This window comes from Chitinophaga polysaccharea, assembly GCF_007829335.1.
GTDB lineage: Bacteria > Bacteroidota > Bacteroidia > Chitinophagales > Chitinophagaceae > Chitinophaga > Chitinophaga polysaccharea_B.
Genome location: NZ_VIWO01000003.1, coordinates 653032 through 671374 on the forward strand (window position 1 = coordinate 653032; position 18343 = coordinate 671374).

Sequence of the window (18343 nt, forward strand, 5' to 3'; positions counted from 1 at the left end):
GAAGTTTTGAGTAAAAAGGTGTCATTGAATATGCCGCCCAGTGAACTGCGCAGTATACTCAAAACTATCACGGAGAAAACATCCGTCAACTTTACCTATAGCAATAATACGCTGCCGGCGCGCCAGCGTATTGCAGTTACTGCCCGCGATGAGCAATTAGGGGAGGTATTATACCGTTTGCTCAGCCCATTGCACATCACTTTTGAAGTGATCAATGAACAGATTGTTCTGAAGAAAGAGAAAAGCAATGAAGGCAGCATGGAGGTAGATGGTCTGAATGTGCTTTTCCAGAAAATCAGCGGTTTCGTAAAATCAAAGGAGGGCGATCCCCTGCCCGGCATTAACATCATGATCGCCGGCACCAACAGGGGTACCGTTACAAATGTAGATGGACACTTTGAGCTGGAAGCCAAGGAAGGCGATGTGCTGATCTTTTCTTCTGTAGGCTTTGCCCAGCAACGGGTAACCGTTAGTGGAAATGGTATCATGAACATCGTGATGATATCTTCTGCTACCTCCCTTGACGCAGTAGCCATCACCGCCCTTGGTATTAAAAGAAATGTACGGACACTGGGCTATTCCCAGGAAGAAGTAGGCGGTAAAGAAGTGGCCCGCTCCAATGCGCCCAACGTACTGAACGCTATGGCAGGCAAAATGGCAGGCGTAAACGTAACCAGTCCCAACGGTGTGGACGGAGGGACTACCCGTATCGTAATTGGTGGTAACAATACCATCCAGGGCGATAACCAGCCACTGATCATCGTGGATGGTATGCCAATGGCCAACGACCTGGCACGCCCTTATGATGTACGTTCTGCGCCTACTGGTAGCGCCTTGTATGCCGGCAACAGTGCAGATGCCGGTAATACCAGCGCTCCCAAGGATTTCGGTAGTCCGATCAACATGATCAACCCGGAAGACATTGAAACCATCAGCGTACTGAAAGGCCCCACTGCCGCCGCATTGTACGGTGGTAAAGGCGCCAATGGCGTTATTCTCATCACTACTAAGAAAGGGAATAAACGCAGTGGACTAGGTGTAGATTATACCTACGGCTATAAGACCGTAGATCCTTACCGCTATCTGCAATTGCAGAATGAATATGGTGCAGGGGGGATGGTGTCACTCAATGCGCCCCAATATCTCACAGATGCCAATGGTAATAATCCCCGGCTCACGGAGAACTGGAATGGTATGTATGTAGATCCAAAAACAGGCTCCGGTCCTTACGGTATCAATACCTATAACCAGGTAGGATGGCCCGGCTCCGGCGTTTCCTGGGGACCAAAAATGGATGGTAAAATGATCACCTGGTGGGATGGTACCCAGAAAGCGGATGTACCGCAACCCGACAATATCAAATTACTTTTCCGGAACGGTATGCAGTCATCCCATAACGTGTCGCTTTCCGGCGGTAATGAATGGGGATCTATACGCGCGTCTTTCTCCCGGTTGGATAATTCGGCCGTATTGCCCAACAGCAAATATTATCGCAATACTTTCAACCTGGGCGCCAATATGAAATTAACCAAGAGAGTAAGTGTACAGCTCACCTCTTCCTATATCGTAAACCAGTATCATAACCCGCCACAATTGGGTAATGATGATGGTAACTCCTGGATGAAACGCCTGGTATACAATGCCGGCAGAAACTACCGGGGGGAAGATATTCCCATTTACAAAAATGCTGACGGTTCCCAGAACCAGCTCACCAACTTTCCGTGGGTAGGTAATGGTGGAGCAACAGTATGGAACATAATGGAAAACAACACTGACCAGAACAGGCGCAAATTACTGGCCGGTGTACAACTGAACTATGAAGCCACCGATTTCCTGGACTTCATTTTCCGTGGCGGTTTGGATAATAACACCAATGAGCTGACTACGAAAAATACGCCGACAGACGTGTTGGGAATTAAAGGATACTATGCACATGGCGTAGAGCGCGACAATGCTTCCAACATGGATTTCATTGGTACCCTGCACAAGGATAAAATATTTGGTGGTGATTTCAACGGTAAATTCTCTGTAGGTGGAACTATTTATCAACGTGAAGCAGCGGGCATGTTCAACTACAACGACACCTGGGCGGCGCCGTTTGTATACTCGCTGAATTCAGGTACCTACCTGGGTAATCCGCATCCGACTACAGAAAGCCAGTTGCGTAAACGCATGAACTCTGTGTACAGTTTCATCAACCTGTCGTACAAGGATTACCTGTTCCTGGATATCACGGGTCGCAACGACTGGTCTTCTGCATTGCCTAAAGGCCAATGGTCTTATTTCTTCCCATCTTTCGCCGGTAGCTTTGTATTCTCCGATGCGTTTAAAATAGATCCGTCTGTACTGAGCTTTGGTAAAATAAGGGTAGCATGGGCACAGGCAGCTACCGATCCGAATCCCTACCAGGTAAACAATACCTATAGCATATCTACTTTTGCTGGTCAGGCGGCAACGTTGTTGCCAGGCGCATTGCCGGCACTCAATTATAAGCCCACCATCAATCAAACAGCTGATTTTGGTATCGTGTTAGGCTTTTTGAATAACCGGTTGAATGCCGATTTCAGGTATTATAAGGGAAAATCAAAAAACCAGATATTGAATTCGCCACTGCCCATCAGCTCAGGTGTAAGCAGTATTATTGTGAATACAGGAGTGCTGGAAAATTCAGGCCTGGAATTAATATTGCGGGCAAAAGTGATAGCACAGAAGGATTTTGGCTGGGATGTTGCCCTTAACCTGGCACATAATAATAATAAACTGCTGTCTTTGGCTGATGGTGCGGACCGCGTAGATATGGCCAGTGCCTGGAATGATGGTGGTGCGCACGGTCCTGTAATATCTGCCCATGTAGGCGATCAGTTTGGTACCATTTACGGTTACGACTATGTGTATGATCCGAAAACACACCTGCCATTGATGGTGGCAAGTCCTTATGGCAAACCGGAAATGAATGGTACCCTGTACCAGGCAACCGATGGACTGGTGCCATTGGGTAATGCAACACCTAAATTAACCGGTGGTATTACCAACACCTTTACGTTTAAGAACTTCTCTTTAAGTGCATTGATTGATGCAAAAATAGGAGGTGATATATGGTCTGGTACCTATGCTACCATTATGCAACAGGGTCAGGCAAGAGAAACACTGAAAGAAAGAGATGGAGGCGGATTACCTTATACTACACCAGATGGTACCAAAACCAACTGGGGCGTAATATTGCCGGGTGTGTTCCCTGATGGTAAGATCAACGACAACGTAGTACACTATTATTATAAATATATGCCTTATGGTGTGTGGAGCAGTACCGATTTGGGTGGTGGCGTAAAAGGAAGTGACTGGATCGACAGGAATGCCGTTCGGGAAAATACCTGGGTGAAGATGAGGGAAATATCCATCAACTACCAGGTGCCATCAAGCTTTATCAAGCGGACAAAAGTATTCCAGTCAGCATCGCTGTCACTCGTAGGAAGAGATCTTTTCTATCTCTATACTTCCTTACCGGATCATATCAACCCGGAAGGTGTAAATGGCGCCGGCAATGCCCAGGGACTGGAGTTTATGTCTTTGCCAAGTTTCCGTTCATTAGGTTTCCAGGTAAGGGTTTCTTTCTAAGGGAACAGATCTACTCACCGATTAAAATGTGCAAACATGAACAAGACAAAAAAAATATTCCTTTATATAGCGGGTGTTTCGATGACGTTAGGCGCCTGTACGAAAGATTTCCAGGATATCAATACCACTCCGGGATTGCCTACTGCCACTACCATTCCGCCCATGGTAAATGGGGTGATCAGTACCCTGTTCCTGAAAGGGCAGGAGCAGGCGGCCATTCATAATGAGTATTACTATCCCATTACGCAGCTGGCTACCATCAGTGGTAATTCTGGTTACCTGGTGCAGAATGGCGCCTCCGATATCTGGAACGACTATTATTCTGCGCTTCAGAACCTGAACCAGATCCAGGATAAGATCAATGCTTATGCAGGCGATAAAGCAGAGATGGATAATATCCAGGGTATAGCTTATATTTTGAGAGCCTACAAAACGCTGCGTATAAGTGACCAATTTGGAGATATCCCTTATTCTAAAGCAGGACTCGCTTACACGAATCAATCGACTGATTTCCGGCCGGCATACGACTCCCAGGAGAGTATCTATAAAACTACCCTGGATCAGCTGAAATGGGCTTCCCAGCACTTGACCACCACTGCCAATACACCCGGAGGCAAGCCGTATGTAACCCTGGGTTCTTCTGAAACACTGTTTAACAACAGTATTACCATGTGGCAGAAATTTGGCAACTCGTTGCTATTGCGTTATGCCATGCAGATAGTAGAGAAAGATCCCGCTACGGCAACTCCTTATCTGCAATATGCGCTGAGTGGGGTACCACTGATCGGGGAACATGAAGATGCTGGTATGTGGCCACAGAAGCTCAATAACTATGTATTGAATGATAGCCGTTTCTGGTCTTTCACTTCGCATAAATTTGTGCGTATGAGTACTACCTGCTGGAATATGCTGGCAGATGGCACTGCTGATGCACAGATCTTTGACCCGCGGGCAAAGCTGTTTTTTGAAACCAACCAGGCCGGCAAATGGGCGCCACTGGCGCCGGGCAGCACAGCCAGCGATAATACTAATCCCTATAACGGGAATAGAGATGCTGACTTTTCCAACAAAGACAACTGCGTATTTTCCCCGGTTAATTACCTGTTGGTGAGAGATATCTATTATCAGCCTGAATTGTTCATGACCGCCGCGGAAGTACATTTCCTGAAAGCGGAAGCCTATGCGCGCGGCCTGGGTGTAAATAAGGACATGGTGAGCGCCGGCAATGAATATTTCAGTGGTATTACCTCTTCCGTCAACTTCTGGGATTCTATTGCACATACTACCAATGTTACCAATGATAACTGGTCGGCGGTAGCGCCTCCGAGCCCTACAGCTGTGCAGATGGCCGCACTTTTTGCCAATCCTAAAGTGGCCTTTACCGGTACAGATGATCAGAAGCTGAATAAAATTTATGCGCAGGAATGGCTGTCGTTCTTCCGTCAGCCCTGGCTTGCCTATAACTTATGGAGAAGAACCGGTCGTACCCCGCGCGATGGTAACCCGGCTACTTACGTCAACTTTAACCGTTTACAGTATCCACAACAGGAATCAGTGAACAATACGGCCAATTATAACGACCAGGCCAACCGCATGGGAGGTAACTCCACTACGGTGAAGGTATGGTGGATGAAGTAAGTATTTACGCATATAGCAGTTACATAGAAGGCCCCGGGGAAGTATTTCTCCGGGGCTTTCTGCTGCCCGCTCAAAAATAAATTTGCGTAACTCAAAAGTTACATATATTTTTGAGTAACCTAAAAGTTACATATTATGACTAAGACCATTCGTCACGAATTTTTCTTTGCACATCCGGTGGAGAAGGTGTGGACCTACCTGACCACCGCTGAGTTGATGTCGCAATGGTTAATGCCCAATGATTTTGAACCTGTTGTCGGGCATGATTTTCAGTTCAGGACTAAACCAATACCCAGCCTCGACATAGACGGCATTATGTATTGTAAAGTGCTGGAGATAGTACCCTTTAAGAAGTTGACCTATTCCTGGAAAGCGGGCCCCGGGAGTGGCAAAATATCATTGGATTCGCTGGTAGAGTGGACGCTCTCGTCGGATGAAAAAGGCACCACCATTAAACTGGAGCATAGCGGTTTCCGGGAGATAGAAGATTTCAATATCTACAATGGCATGAACGACGGATGGAGGCAGAAGCTGCAGAAAATCGATGATCTTTTAAACGCCGTACCACATGACGCAGCCAACGCCTGATATATTCCAGGCTATTGGAGATCCCAGCAGGAGGCAGATCTTACAGCTATTGTCGCAGGATACGCTCACCATCAATGCCCTGGCGGCGCATTTTGAAATGAGCCGCCCGGCGGTGTCGAAGCATATAAAAATACTGCACAGCACGGGGTTCATTGTCATCGAAGACAAAGGCCGGGAAAGGTATTGTACCCTGCACCGGGACGGTTTCCAGGCCCTGCAGCAATGGATCAGCTTCTTCGACGTATTCTGGCAGCACAGGCTGAAAAAGCTGGAAAATTTACTGGACAACACCGGCCATAAAAGTAAAGGCCATTGATAGGAAACGTTAAAATCAATGATTATGACAACGCTCAGCACGCAGGACGTGGCTACCAGGTTCAATGAACTGGCCATGCAGGAAAAATGGTTTGATATACAGGAGGAGCTTTTTTCCGCAGATGTAAAAAGTATAGACCCTGCAGACTCGCCTTATTTTGGATTTGCGGAAGGTAAAGCCGCTGTCCGAAAAAAAGGAGAAGACTGGGTAAAAAAGATACAGGAAATCCATCAACTGACTACCTCTGCACCGGTAGTAGCCGGACGGCACTTTGCTGTAAGCCGCATGATGGACTTTACCGTAGCGGATTTTGGAAGAGTGAAAATAGATGAGATCATGTTGTACGAGGTAGCGGATGGGAAGATTATATCCGAGCAGTTCCTGTATTAACAATGGGATTTTCACGCGAAGACGCGAAGTAGCAAAGCAATAAAGGAATTCCTTTGCTGCTTTGCTGCTTTGCTGCTTCGCGGGCAATCACCTCTGAAAATAGCTATCTTTAGTACATGGAAAGTAATACCCTCGTCAAAAATATTCCCCATAACCCAATGCAGGGAGCAGACGGACAACCCATACACTTCGATATCTGGGAAGTCAACGGCGAACACCGGGAATATCCCGCCATTTTTCTGAAGCCCCATCGGAAAGATTACTATTTCCTGGTATTGGTAGAAGAGGGCAGCAGTCGTCATTGGGTGGATATGCAGCCTTATACGCTGCAACCATCCCACTTTTATTTTTCCGCTCCCCACCAGGTGCACGTAAAAGAACAGGCAAAGCCCATGAAGGGCATCATACTCCGGTTTACAGATGCCTTCCTGGCCAGGGATGAAACCCGTTCCCTGAAGCAACTTCCTATTATTCAGAATCTACACAGTGGACACGAGATGAATCTCGATGTAACCTCCATGCGCCATATTAAAGATACAATGCAACGTATGGTGGCAGAGTTCCGCGCACAGGACACCTGGCACAACTCCATGCTCATTGCTTATTTGCAGGTATTGCTGATCTTTCTCAGCCGGTTATATAACGAACAGTTCCAGGATGCCGTGCAGCCCGGGCGGGAGCTGCTGAAACATTTCAGCCACCTGGTAGAGCGGCATTACCGCGATCTGCATGAAGTAGCTGCCTACGCCAACCTGATGAATATCAGCGCCGGCCACCTTGGAGATACCATACGGGAACAGGCGGGCAAAACCGCTATCGCGTATATCCATGACCGTTTGCTGCTGGAAGCCCGGCGGCTGCTGTTTCATACCGATCACTCTATTAAAGAAATCGCCTACGAATTGGGCTTTGAAGACGCCTCTTACTTCAATCGGTTCTTTAAACGCCTCAGCGGACAAACACCTTTACTATACCGGAATACTACCCGGAAAATGTACCATTAATGCCGGTACCGATACCATTTATCGGCACTCCGGGCGCCTAATTTTGTACCATCATTTAAAACAACAGATCGTATGAAATCAGTATTTATTACAGGCGCCAACAGGAGCATCGGTTTTGAAACCGCTAAGCGTTTATGGAACGATGGTTATTTTGTATATATAGGTAGCCGCGACCAGGGTAAGGGCGAAGCAGCAGCTGCGCAGATAGGCTCGGAACGTATTGCTGTTGTACAACTGGACGTTACCGATCCGTCCTCTATCCAGGCAGCGCACAACCAGGTAAGCAGCACCACCGGCTCCCTGGATGTATTGATCAATAACGCCGGTATTCTCGGTGGCTATGCTCAACAGGCCATCAACGCGCCCGGCTCCACTATCCGGGAAGTGTTCGATACCAACTTTTTCGGCGTTATCAGTTTAACCCAGGCGTTGATGAATCTATTGCAAAAATCTGCACAACCAAGGATTGTGAATGTTACCTCCGGTTTAGCTTCGCTGACCAACCACTCCGATCCGTCCTGGAAATATTATAATGTAAAAGGCGCCGCCTATGGTCCTTCCAAAACTGCATTAAATGCCTATACGGTAGTACTGGCGTATGAATTGAGAGATACCGCATTCAAGGTAAATGCCATAGATCCGGGTTATACTGCCACCGATTTCAACCAGCACCGGGGAACAGGCACCGTAGAAGATGCAGCGGCTATTATTGTACGCTTTGCCACACTTGATGAGAATGGACCAACAGGGAAATTTTACAGCAATGATGCAGCGGGTGGGGAAATGGCGTGGTGATAGTGTGAGTCGTTTGTGATCTTTGTTTTTTGACCGGCCATACTATCCCTGTTGGCAATAGCTTTACCTGCCTGTTGCCCGGGGATAGTATGGTTACAATGAATGCCTGTTATACAGAATAGCAGGAGGGGTAGTTTTTTCATCGGGAAATAATATAAAAAGCCGTTAGCGTTCTATCCACAATGCCTGTTGTTCCAGGTCGAAAGTAATTTTACTGCCCAGCCAGTTGATCCAGATAATACCATCATAAATAAGTCCATCTACAAACTGTACAGGGAAATTTTGTACGGCTACATCAGGTTGCCCGACAGCCGCCATTTTGCTTACCTGGGTGAGGTAAATATTAGTGGTAAAGCCATCCTGGAATTCGCTGCGTTTAACTAACTTTTTAACCGCTGCAGTATCATTAATATTGATCCCCAGTGGTTGCAGGTACTTTGAATGGAGGCGATATACGTCTTTACCAGCGCCGGCATCCAGGGAAAGTTGTAATTGCAGTTGATCGTTTATTTTAAAATAGGAAAAAATGGTGAGCGATTTATCCCTGGATTGTTCCAGCTGAATACCCATTTTTTTTGCGGTCTTCCTGATAACCGTTAATGCCTTTGCGGATTCCAGTCGCAATACTTTTTTATCGAAATCAATCGTGAACGGCTGGTTTTCCAATAGTTTCAGGGAGAGGATGCCATCAATGCCGCCCAGGTTTACATCAAAGTAGCTCACTTCTTCCCAGTCTTTTTTCAGGCTGCCAAATTCAAAGTTACGTACATGGTAGAGAGGAATATCCATGCGTTCGCCGGTAGCGCGAAACCCGGTGTAGCCGCCATCTTCCCTGAGCGTATCTTTCAGTTTTTCAAAAAACTGCTTTGTGAACAAGGAGATACCGGCGCCTGTATCAAATATAAAATTACCGGGCACATTGTCTATCGTGGCTTTTACCAGGATATGCCCCGATGGCAGCAGGTTGAACGGAATTTCATCTTTTACCGGCTGCTGGCAAAATGTAGTAAGGGGCAACAGCAGGAGGGTTAATGCGTACAGTACGTATTTCATTTATTGCGTTTTGGCAAAAATAGTAAATGAGAGATGTATTTGGTGCGGCCCTATTTTTTCAGCAATGATTTTAAAATGGCTATACTGGCGGCTATATCTTCTTTCGTAGAGGAGGCAAACCCCAGCCGGATAGCATTGGTGCGATAGCCGGGATACTGATGTACTTTCCCGTCGGAAATATATAACCCTTTCTGAGATGCTTGCTGAGCCAGCGTTTCAAGGTTAATATGTTCCGCAAAGTTAGTCCAAACTGTCATGCCTCCTTCGGGTATGGTGAAGTGGACGAACTCTCCCAACTCCCGCTGCAACAGATCGCAGAAAAAATCCCTTCTCTCTTTGTATACCGCCAGCGTTTTTCTGAGGTAACGTTGTACGGTGCCGTCGTTGAGGATTTCAGCCATGGCATTGTCCAGGATATGATCCCCTTGCCGGTCCAGCAGCATGCGCACGCTGGCCAGGTGTTGTATCACGTTTTCGGAAGCCACTAAGTAGCCAATACGAACGGCAGGAGAAAAGCTTTTGCTGAAGGAGCCGCCATAGATCACCATACCCTGGTCGTCGGCGCTGGCCAGGGGCAGCAGGGGACGGTTCTTATAATGAAAGTCGTAGTCGTAATCGTCTTCAAAAATGATAAAGCCATATTCCTGCGCCAGCTGCAGGAGTTCCAGCCTGCGGTCGATCCGCAGCGATACGGTGGTAGGGTAGTGGTGATGTGGGGTCACATATACCATGCGCACTTTTTTCGTGCGGCAGATTTTCTTTAGTTCCTCCGTTACCAGGCCATGTTCATCTACGGGAACGCCTATATGTTTAGCGCCGGCATGCAGGAAGTTTTGCTCTGCCCGTCCCCAGCCAGGTATGCCGGATACGATGACGTCGCCAGGCTCAATCAGCCCGTTACACACCAGGTTAAGTCCCATTACCGTGCCGTTGACCGACAGGATATTTTTCGGGCTGGTGTTGAGTCCCCGGGTATCGTTGAGGTAATTGGAAATGGCGGTTCTGAATAGTTCCGGTCCTTCGGGGCGACTGTAGCTGCCGAATTTGTAATACAATCCACTGCGGGTCAACTGGCTCCTCCAGGCCCGGTACAGCTCTTTCAATGGGGCAAGGGAAGGGTCGGGAAATCCGTCGTCTAAATGCAGTCGGCCGGTAACAAGTGGCAACCTTGCGGCGAGGTAGGCGAGGGCAGGCACTGAAAAGCCGGCTGTTTCACCGGAACTGGCAGTATGTGTAGGTTGCAGGGGGTTAGGCTGCATGGTAGGCAAATGCCGGGCAACGAAGGTCCCCCGTCCTACAAAGCTTTCCAGCCAGCCTTGTGTTTGCAGCTCTTCATACGCTTTGGCGGCAGTGATCCGGTTGATTTGCTGCCATTCGGCCAGGTCGCGTGAGCCGGGTAATTTTTGCCCCGGCCGGAGCTGTTCTTTTTTTATCAATGCCAGCAGGGCATCGGCCAATTGCAGGTATACGGGGCGTTTACCGGTATGGTGCAGGCGTATAGCGGTGAAAATCTGTCTTGAAATTGGCCTATTCATTTTGTTGAAATTGGTATACTAAGGTAATCCAATTTCCTGATATTTTTGTGTTATCAATAAATGCAAGGATCGATATGTACACACCCCGTTCTTTTCAGTTCCAGGACCAGGAAGCAATGATTGGCTTTATGAAGCAATATAGCTTTGCCACCATCGTGACCATAAAAGACCAGTTGCCGGTGGCCACACACCTGCCTTTTGTGGTAAACAACAGCACCGGCAAACTATTGCTGAGTGGGCACTTTGCGGCGGCCAATGAACAAGCGGAATATATTGAAACCACTCCCTCCCTGGTCATATTTTCCGAACCACATGCCTATATTTCGCCGGCACATTACGACAAACACGAAAGTGTGCCCACCTGGGATTATATCGCGGTACATGCCTATGGTCAGGCGCAGGTTCTATGTGATACAGCTGCCAAAGTGAAGGTGCTGGAACAAATGATCACGTTCTACGATCCGGCTTACCTGGCTCAGTGGCATAGCCTTTCAGACAAATACCGGCAAGGCATGATACAGGGGATCGTAGCATTTGAACTGGAGGTGACCAACCTGCAGGGACAAAAGAAATTAAGCCAGAACAAAACAGTGGCGGAGCGGGAGCGCATTGCCGCACACCTGGAAAAGAGCGTACAACCGCTCGATCAGGATTTAGCACGTCATATCAGGAATTTACAAATCATGTATCATGGAATTTACGTTACAACCCGTACTGGAAAATGAACAGGTGATCCTGTTACCCTTGGAGGAAACTGACTTCCCGGCTGTGTATGCCGTTGCCTCCGACCCTAAAGTGTGGGAGCAGCATCCCAATAAAGACCGCTGGCAACACGACCTGTTCCGTACTTTCTTCGAGGGCGCTATCCAGAGCAAGGGCGCATTTAAGATCGTGGAAAAAGCCACCGGCCAGGTAATTGGCAGCACCCGTTATTATGATTACGATGCTACCGCCAGCGGACTGGCGATTGGCTATACTTTTTACGGCACCGCTTACTGGGGCACCGGCATTAACCCCGGCGTAAAAAAATTAATGTTGGACCACGCCTTTCAATTTGTAGACCAGGTATATTTTCATATTGGGGTCAATAATATCCGCTCCCAGGTTGCCATAGGCCGGCTGGGGGCAAAGAATATCGCTACCCAGGAAGTGAACTACTATGGTGAACCACCCAAGCTGAATTACCTGTATCGCATCGGCAAAGAAGAATGGGAGGCCCGTAAATAGTATGAAAAAAATTACCTTCATGGCATAATAGAAGCCGATGAATGCAGGTATGTTTTTGTACAGTACGTCACTGCTGAACGATAGTTTTTTTGAGGACACGCAGCTGTTCATTACTGAATTGAACGACAAAGGTGCGATGGGTTTCGTTGTCAACAAACTTTTTCCCCGCAAGTTTAATGAACTCGTAGAGTTCCGCCATAGCATTGCCTTTCCGCTGTATGATGGCGGTCCGGTAGACCGTGAACATCTTTATTTTCTTCACCGGCGTCCGGACCTCATTGAAGGAGGTATACCGGTAGCCGGTGATATTTATATGGGCGGAGATTTTAAAGCAGCTGTAAAGTATATCAATAATAAATCGATTGCAACACATGATATACGGTTGTTTATCGGCTATTGTGGCTGGGATCCGCTGGAGTTGGAAGAAGAAATAGCAGAAGGCAGTTGGGAGATAAAGAATACAGGGGCGCTTTTTTAGTGGGTAAAAAAACATCTGAAATAGTTAATTTTAAGGAGAAAAAATCAAAGATTATTTTAAATCTTTGATTGGTGTGTTATATACTTACATGTTTTTGGAAAGGAATCTATAGAATATAGCTGTCGGGAAGAACAATGAAATAAAAGAAAAAATAATCCTTTCCCAGCCAGCAAATAATATATTATTAGTCGCATGCTCCTATCTGAACCTTAATATCCGGTTATAAGTATTGTCAATCAAAAAAGGATTATGCGTAAGCAGCAACTCGCATGACAAAACAACTTTCTGATAAGGAAATATTATTGTCTGGTGATGATAACATGGCTTTCCGTGTATTATATGAAAGATACTGGAAAGTGCTGTATCATAATGCGTTGATGCGCCTCGGGAACAGCGAAGACGCCCAGGATGTAGTCCAGGAAGTTTTTATCAGCTTTTGGCGTAATAAGGATCACATACAAACGGCTGGTTCGTTTTCTTTTTATTTATTTGGCGCATTGAAGTATGCTATTATCAGGCAGGTATATCGGAAAGCAGGAAAGGGCGTAAATTTACCACTGTCTGTCGAAAGCCTGGAGTTATCTGAAGAAGGTGTTAACGAGCATCTTGAATTTAAAGAACTACAATGGGTGTTAGCGGATGAAACCAATAAGCTACCCGCCAGAATGCAAGAAATTTTTCGTTTGAGCCGGGACGAAAATATACCACTGGCTGAAATCGCGCAACGGTTCAATATTTCGGAGCAAACCGTTAAGAATACCATTACCACCGCACTAAAAAGGCTGCGCACCCGGCTTCGCGAGTATGCCTCTCTTTTCTTCTTCGTTTAATTTTTTTCCCCGCACTAGTACTTTCCCTTTTCTCCTGGTATTTACATAACAGGAATGTGCTGTTGTCTGATAAATTTAACCGGAAGGCAGTTAATTAAAATGAAAGGAATGAAGTATCCCAAAGCCATCAGGCTCCTGAAAAAATACCTGACCGGAAAGACGACTCCTGGTGAAGAGGAAAAGGTAGACCAATGGTATGGTCCCCTCCAGCAGGAAGTACCGGATACAGCGGAGCTGGAACAGGTGGGAGAGCAGCTTTTTAGCAGGATACAGGTCAGCCTTGGTGAAGACCGAAAGGTGATACCTCTTTGGCAAAGACCTTTATTTAAAGTGGCGGCGGCTATCGTGGTATTGCTATGCGTAGGGGGAGGAAGCTTTATGTTTTTGAAAAAACATCAGCCCGTATCATCACCAGTGGCACAACGGGTATTAGTGCAGGATATACCGGCGCCGGCATCCAGTAAGGCCGTGCTGGTACTGGCAAATGGAGAAAACGTGTTGCTGGACTCCATCACCAGTGGAGGGAATTCAGGCGCCCCGCTTACCCGGATTGCTGGTAGTAATGCCGCTTACAGGCAAATGCCCGGCAATGGTACTGGAAATGAAACCTACAATACCTTGTACAATCCGCCGGGAAGTAAAGCGGTATCACTTACACTGGCAGATGGCACCCAGGTTACGCTCAATACAGGGTCATCCTTCCGCTATCCTGTTAATATGAATGGTACAGCAAGAAAGGTACAGGTAGAAGGAGAGGCTTATTTTGAAGTAGCGGCCGACCAACAGCGTCCATTTATAGTCGTTAACCGGAAGAGTGGATTGGAAGTAAAGGTGTTAGGAACGCATTTTAATATAAATACTTATGAGGATGAGCCTACTGCCAACGTTACCTTATTAGAGGGTGCTGTGCTTGTCAGCAGGGAAGGAAAATCTATGCGTATGAGGCCCGGCCAGCAGGTAAGAGCAGATGGACAGTTGCAATTAATTGATCATGCAGATATCGCCGAAGTCATAGCATGGAAGAATGGGCGCTTCCTGTTTCCCGAAGGGTCCGATATCCAGGCCATTATGCGGCAGGTATCCAGGTGGTATAATGTGAAAGTAATATATGCCGGCAATGTTCAACAGAAGTTTGGTGGATCTATTTCCAGGTCTTCCAGTATTTCCCAGGTACTGAAGATATTGGAGGCCACAGGAGGAATTAAATGCAAAATAGAAAATAATGTCATCACAGTAGGTCCCTAGCGGGCAATCACCACGTTACTGAAATATTAAAGAAAGATAGTATTGGCTTAAAGAACAACCGCTCCGGGTCGCGACCGAAGCAGTTGTAAGGTGAGTCATTACCCTCCACGTTCCAATGTAGCCGTTTAGCGGTGAAAAGAAGCAACCAAGTCAGATCACCTATTTATTCACCACAATGCTGCCATCAGAAGGGAGCAAAATGAAAAATGAATGTATGCAATTTAATGCAATTAGCAAAGCTTTGCCAGGCTGGCGAAGGAAATCAAAACTAACGTTGAAGATCATGAAACTTTCCACTGCCTTTCTGTTTGTGTCGATTATGCACCTGGGCGCCACGGCGTATTCCCAGGTTACATTATCAGTCAGGAATATGCCCCTGGGAAAAGTTTTTACCCTCATCAAGGCCCAAACCGGCCGGGAAATTTTTTATTCGATGGATTTGCTGCGGCAGGGTGAAAACGTTACCCTGCAGCTTAACAATGCGCCGCTTCAACGAGCCATGGACGAAGTCCTGAAGGGAAGAGGACTGACTTTCGAAATCATCGACAAAAACATTGTTATCACAAAGCAGAAAGCAGCATCGCCGGAAGTTGTGCAAGACCAGGTGATCAGCGGTAAAGTAACAGATGAAGCAGGTAATCCCCTGCCTGGCGCTTCCTTGAAATGGAAGAATACTGCCCAGGGAGCCAACACCGACGCTTCCGGTAATTTTTCGCTGAAAGTACCCAATGGAGGAGGCACACTTGTAATCACCTTTGTGGGCTACGAATCGCAGGAAATAGCGGTTGCAAAAGGAAGCAACCTGAAGATAGCCCTGAAAGCTTCTACCTCTAAACTGGGAGACCTGGTGGTGATTGGTTATGGCACCCGGAAAAAGGCCTTGCTTACCTCGTCGATATCGACGGTGAAGGCAACTGAGTTCGAATCTATTCCCACGGGAAGTTTATCCAACCTTTTGCAGGGGAGATTATCAGGAACCTATGTACAGACTTCAAGCGGATTTCCTGGCCAGGGATCAGGTATCAGGGTAAGGATTAACACCTCCTGGAATAATTCGCCGTTGGTATACGTAATTGACGGCGTAGTCAGGGATGAACAAAGTTTTAATGCCCTGGATCCTAATGAAGTGGAGGAAGTAACAGTATTAAAAGACGCAGCATCTGCTGCTATTTATGGTTCCCGCTCTTCCAATGGGGTTTTAATGGTGACTACCAAAAAAGGAAAAAGCGGAAAGCCAGTAGTGGCAGTAAGTTCCACGGTGAGTACGGAGCGATATACGCAGGTGCCTAAATATATGGAGGCAGGAAAATCAATGGACGCTATTGCCAGTGTATACAACAGTGTTTCTCCGGAAGAGAAAGACTGGCTGGTGAAAAACAATCCGGATGGAATGAACCTGTTCAGGTCTGTTTACCGTAATCCACGCGATCAGCGATATACAGCCAGCCTGTCAGGAGGCAGCAATGATGTTACCTATTTTTTAGGTGGATCTTACTATAACCAGGATGGTTTTTTGTCTAAACTTAATTATAACAAATACAACCTGCGGGGAAATGTACAGGTAAAGTCTATTAAGAATCTGACAGTGGGCTTAAATGTAAGCACCAATACCGCCATATTCAATGGCTACAGCTTTGGGCAAACCAGCGGTAATGCTGATCAGCAGGAGTTTTACAAGAATTTCATGTATATGAATCCCTGGGTGCCTGCCAATATCGACGGTAAGTTTCCAGATATCGGGTGGATAGGTAACCCGGCGGCGTTGCTTGCCGGACCTGGTTATAGGAAGAACCGCAATCAGCAGGTAGATGCATTGCTGAATTTTGAGTATAAAATTCCCTTTGTAGAAGGGCTGAGTATAAACGGGGCATTCAGTAAGAATTACAATAATAATTTCACCAAGGAATTTGCGAGTAAATCCCTGTTGTATAAATTCAAGATGGCAGGTGCTAACAGCCGGATATTTACCAATGAGGTAATCGGAACCACTTTATCCTATGCACCAGCGGAAGAATTCATTGCCAATGCTACGTCACAAAGTAATTCTTACCAGCTCAACGGACAATTGAACTACCAGCGTTCATTTGGAAAACACCAGGTGGAGGCCAATGCAATAGTAGAGCAGTATGAATACCAATCATATGCTTTTAATGGCAATAGGAGAGGTTTCCCATTGTATCCTCTCGATCAGTTCTTTGCTGCGTCGGGAGATAGTAAATACTGGGGAATAAATGGTAATGAAGGACAGGATGGCCGGGTATCTTACATTGGCAGGATCAACTATAACTACGATGAAAGATTTCTTTTTACAGCTTCAGCGAGGAGAGATGGTTCTATTAAATTTGCGCCCGACAGAAGATGGGGTACTTTCCCTTCTGTTTCCGCCGGCTGGATCATCTCCAATGAATCTTTCTTTAAAAACAGTGCTGATCTGAGTTTTGTAGACTTCCTGAAAGTGAGGGGTAACTTTGCCCAAACGGGAAATGATGCCATAGGTGGCTGGGCCTGGCTGGAGCAGTACAATATTTCTGGTGACAGTTATTTCGAAGGTACTAACGGTACCTCCAATCCAAGACTAACATATGGTGGTATTCCCAACCCCAATCTGACCTGGGAAAAATCTAATTCGGTAGATGTGGGATTTGAACTGGGAATATTTAAGTCCATTAACCTGACAGCTGACTATTGGACCCGGCATACATACGATATCCTGGGCTCACGTATCCTGGCGGTGCCGCTGGAATACGGCGCTAACCTGCCCAGCGAAAACTATGGCATTGTGAATGGCCATGGGGCCGACTTTGAGCTTGAGTACAACACTAAGCTGAGTCATGATTTTTCATTAGGTATAAAAGCCAATCTGGGTTTTGCGGGGAACAAGGTGATTAAGAGGGATGTTGCCGCCAATGCACAGGACGTTGATAATCCAAATGGGAAATCCTTATCGTACCAGGCAGGTTACCGGACAACCGGTATTCTTCGTTCCCAGGGCGAAGTAGATAAGCTCCCGCAGGGATACACCATTTTTGGCGCCAAACCGGAACCGGGCATGATGAATTTCCAGGACATCAGTGGGCCTAACGGTGTTCCTGATGGAAAGATCGATAACTACGACAGGGTAGTGCTGGGAAGTAACTTTGGACCTGGAGGCGCCAAGGAATCTTTTGGCCTGCTGTTGAACCTGGGATGGAAGAACCTGCACCTGGAAATGTTGTTTTCCGGGCTGGCCGGGTTTAAGATTGTTTACAATGATCCATGGGGTAGACAATTCGCTGATGGCAACCTCACGCCTATCTATCATGACAATGCCTGGACGCCTGATAATCCCAATGGAACACATCCCAGGTTATATTCCTGGGGAGATGCCAGGGCACAGGGGTATGTACAGGTGTCTGACTTCAATACCTATCCCGGCAGCTTTATCAGGATGAAGAACCTGAATTTATCCTATTCGCTTACAGCAAATACACTGAAGAGAATCGGATTGACCGGCGCCCGTGTCTGGGCTTCTGCTACCAATTTATTCTACCTCTCTAAATTCAAATTTTATGACCCGGAACTGTACGGTTTTTCAGCATATCCTGCTTCAAAAACATATTCCCTGGGCTTAAACATAAATCTGTAATACG

At 46.7% G+C, this 18343-nt stretch carries 16 protein-coding genes; 13 read left to right on the top strand and 3 right to left on the bottom strand.

The genetic code is table 11. From position 1 onward, the window contains the following. Positions 1 to 30 precede the first annotated feature (30 nt). The 7 genes from FHW36_RS14240 (at position 31) to FHW36_RS14270 (ending at position 8346) form a co-directional block, all read left to right on the top strand. Entirely contained in the window at positions 31 to 3615 is a 3585-nt protein-coding gene (locus FHW36_RS14240; RefSeq protein ID WP_186452436.1) for a SusC/RagA family TonB-linked outer membrane protein, read from the top strand. A gap of 36 nt (positions 3616 to 3651) precedes the next feature. Further along, a complete protein-coding gene (locus FHW36_RS14245) occupies positions 3652 to 5253 on the top strand; it encodes a SusD/RagB family nutrient-binding outer membrane lipoprotein (protein WP_145669978.1) in 1602 nt (533 codons plus the stop codon). 135 nt (positions 5254 to 5388) lie between these two features. Further along, on the top strand, positions 5389 to 5841 hold the full coding sequence (locus FHW36_RS14250; RefSeq protein WP_145669980.1) for an SRPBCC family protein: 453 nt from the start codon (positions 5389 to 5391) through the stop codon (positions 5839 to 5841). Next, entirely contained in the window at positions 5822 to 6157 is a 336-nt protein-coding gene (locus tag FHW36_RS14255; protein WP_145669982.1) for an ArsR/SmtB family transcription factor, read from the top strand. The genes FHW36_RS14250 and FHW36_RS14255 overlap by 20 nt, the downstream gene beginning before the upstream one ends. Positions 6158 to 6181: 24 nt before the next feature. Next, positions 6182 to 6547 (top strand): SnoaL-like domain-containing protein, encoded by a 366-nt coding sequence (locus FHW36_RS14260; protein WP_145669985.1) that lies wholly within the window; start codon positions 6182 to 6184, stop codon positions 6545 to 6547. A gap of 116 nt (positions 6548 to 6663) precedes the next feature. After that, positions 6664 to 7551 (top strand): helix-turn-helix domain-containing protein, encoded by an 888-nt coding sequence (locus tag FHW36_RS14265; RefSeq protein WP_145669987.1) that lies wholly within the window; start codon positions 6664 to 6666, stop codon positions 7549 to 7551. Between the two features lie 72 nt (positions 7552 to 7623). After that, positions 7624 to 8346, top strand: coding sequence for an SDR family NAD(P)-dependent oxidoreductase (locus tag FHW36_RS14270; RefSeq protein WP_145669989.1), 723 nt, complete (start codon positions 7624 to 7626; stop codon positions 8344 to 8346). On the opposite strand, the gene FHW36_RS14275 is transcribed toward FHW36_RS14270, so the two are convergent. The 3 genes from FHW36_RS14275 to FHW36_RS14285 are packed head-to-tail and all read right to left on the bottom strand — an operon-like array spanning position 8307 to position 10934. Then, positions 8307 to 8489 (bottom strand): hypothetical protein, encoded by a 183-nt coding sequence (locus FHW36_RS14275; RefSeq protein ID WP_145669994.1) that lies wholly within the window; start codon positions 8487 to 8489, stop codon positions 8307 to 8309. The genes FHW36_RS14270 and FHW36_RS14275 overlap by 40 nt on opposite strands. 22 nt (positions 8490 to 8511) lie before the next feature. Continuing rightward, the gene (locus FHW36_RS14280) at positions 8512 to 9399 is read right to left on the bottom strand and encodes a retropepsin-like aspartic protease (protein WP_145669996.1); all 888 of its coding nucleotides are present in this window, start codon (positions 9397 to 9399) and stop codon (positions 8512 to 8514) included. Positions 9400 to 9449: 50 nt separating this feature from the next. Next, positions 9450 to 10934 (bottom strand): aminotransferase-like domain-containing protein, encoded by a 1485-nt coding sequence (locus FHW36_RS14285; protein ID WP_145669998.1) that lies wholly within the window; start codon positions 10932 to 10934, stop codon positions 9450 to 9452. 74 nt (positions 10935 to 11008) lie between these two features. Here FHW36_RS14285 and FHW36_RS14290 point away from each other — a divergent pair, with 74 nt between their 5' ends. From FHW36_RS14290 to FHW36_RS14315, 6 genes are all read left to right on the top strand, one after another. After that, the gene (locus FHW36_RS14290) at positions 11009 to 11659 is read left to right on the top strand and encodes an FMN-binding negative transcriptional regulator (RefSeq protein WP_145670002.1); all 651 of its coding nucleotides are present in this window, start codon (positions 11009 to 11011) and stop codon (positions 11657 to 11659) included. Next, on the top strand, positions 11625 to 12161 hold the full coding sequence (locus tag FHW36_RS14295) for a GNAT family N-acetyltransferase (RefSeq protein ID WP_145670004.1): 537 nt from the start codon (positions 11625 to 11627) through the stop codon (positions 12159 to 12161). The genes FHW36_RS14290 and FHW36_RS14295 overlap by 35 nt, the downstream gene beginning before the upstream one ends. A gap of 37 nt (positions 12162 to 12198) precedes the next feature. Beyond that, complete coding sequence (locus FHW36_RS14300; protein ID WP_145670006.1) at positions 12199 to 12639, top strand: YqgE/AlgH family protein; 441 nt, start codon at positions 12199 to 12201, stop codon at positions 12637 to 12639. 269 nt (positions 12640 to 12908) lie between these two features. Beyond that, entirely contained in the window at positions 12909 to 13469 is a 561-nt protein-coding gene (locus FHW36_RS14305; protein WP_145670008.1) for an RNA polymerase sigma factor, read from the top strand. Positions 13470 to 13577: 108 nt separating this feature from the next. Continuing rightward, positions 13578 to 14714, top strand: coding sequence for a FecR family protein (locus FHW36_RS14310; protein ID WP_186452437.1), 1137 nt, complete (start codon positions 13578 to 13580; stop codon positions 14712 to 14714). Positions 14715 to 14997: 283 nt separating this feature from the next. Then, positions 14998 to 18339, top strand: a complete 3342-nt coding sequence (locus FHW36_RS14315) for a TonB-dependent receptor (protein ID WP_186452438.1) — start codon at positions 14998 to 15000, stop codon at positions 18337 to 18339. The last annotated feature ends 4 nt before the right edge of the window (positions 18340 to 18343 follow it).

What these genes read in the sequence shown, in the direction of transcription:
- FHW36_RS14240 (WP_186452436.1), top strand. Translation starts at nt 31, where the DNA reads ATGCCGCCCAGTGAACTGCGCAGTATACTCAAAACTATCACGGAGAAA.
- FHW36_RS14245 (WP_145669978.1), top strand. Translation starts at nt 3,652, where the DNA reads ATGAACAAGACAAAAAAAATATTCCTTTATATAGCGGGTGTTTCGATG.
- FHW36_RS14250 (WP_145669980.1), top strand. Translation starts at nt 5,389, where the DNA reads ATGACTAAGACCATTCGTCACGAATTTTTCTTTGCACATCCGGTGGAG.
- FHW36_RS14255 (WP_145669982.1), top strand. Translation starts at nt 5,822, where the DNA reads ATGACGCAGCCAACGCCTGATATATTCCAGGCTATTGGAGATCCCAGC.
- FHW36_RS14260 (WP_145669985.1), top strand. Translation starts at nt 6,182, where the DNA reads ATGACAACGCTCAGCACGCAGGACGTGGCTACCAGGTTCAATGAACTG.
- FHW36_RS14265 (WP_145669987.1), top strand. Translation starts at nt 6,664, where the DNA reads ATGGAAAGTAATACCCTCGTCAAAAATATTCCCCATAACCCAATGCAG.
- FHW36_RS14270 (WP_145669989.1), top strand. Translation starts at nt 7,624, where the DNA reads ATGAAATCAGTATTTATTACAGGCGCCAACAGGAGCATCGGTTTTGAA.
- FHW36_RS14275 (WP_145669994.1), bottom strand. Translation starts at nt 8,489, where the DNA reads ATGAAAAAACTACCCCTCCTGCTATTCTGTATAACAGGCATTCATTGT.
- FHW36_RS14280 (WP_145669996.1), bottom strand. Translation starts at nt 9,399, where the DNA reads ATGAAATACGTACTGTACGCATTAACCCTCCTGCTGTTGCCCCTTACT.
- FHW36_RS14285 (WP_145669998.1), bottom strand. Translation starts at nt 10,934, where the DNA reads ATGAATAGGCCAATTTCAAGACAGATTTTCACCGCTATACGCCTGCAC.
- FHW36_RS14290 (WP_145670002.1), top strand. Translation starts at nt 11,009, where the DNA reads ATGTACACACCCCGTTCTTTTCAGTTCCAGGACCAGGAAGCAATGATT.
- FHW36_RS14295 (WP_145670004.1), top strand. Translation starts at nt 11,625, where the DNA reads ATGGAATTTACGTTACAACCCGTACTGGAAAATGAACAGGTGATCCTG.
- FHW36_RS14300 (WP_145670006.1), top strand. Translation starts at nt 12,199, where the DNA reads ATGAATGCAGGTATGTTTTTGTACAGTACGTCACTGCTGAACGATAGT.
- FHW36_RS14305 (WP_145670008.1), top strand. Translation starts at nt 12,909, where the DNA reads ATGACAAAACAACTTTCTGATAAGGAAATATTATTGTCTGGTGATGAT.
- FHW36_RS14310 (WP_186452437.1), top strand. Translation starts at nt 13,578, where the DNA reads ATGAAGTATCCCAAAGCCATCAGGCTCCTGAAAAAATACCTGACCGGA.
- FHW36_RS14315 (WP_186452438.1), top strand. Translation starts at nt 14,998, where the DNA reads ATGAAACTTTCCACTGCCTTTCTGTTTGTGTCGATTATGCACCTGGGC.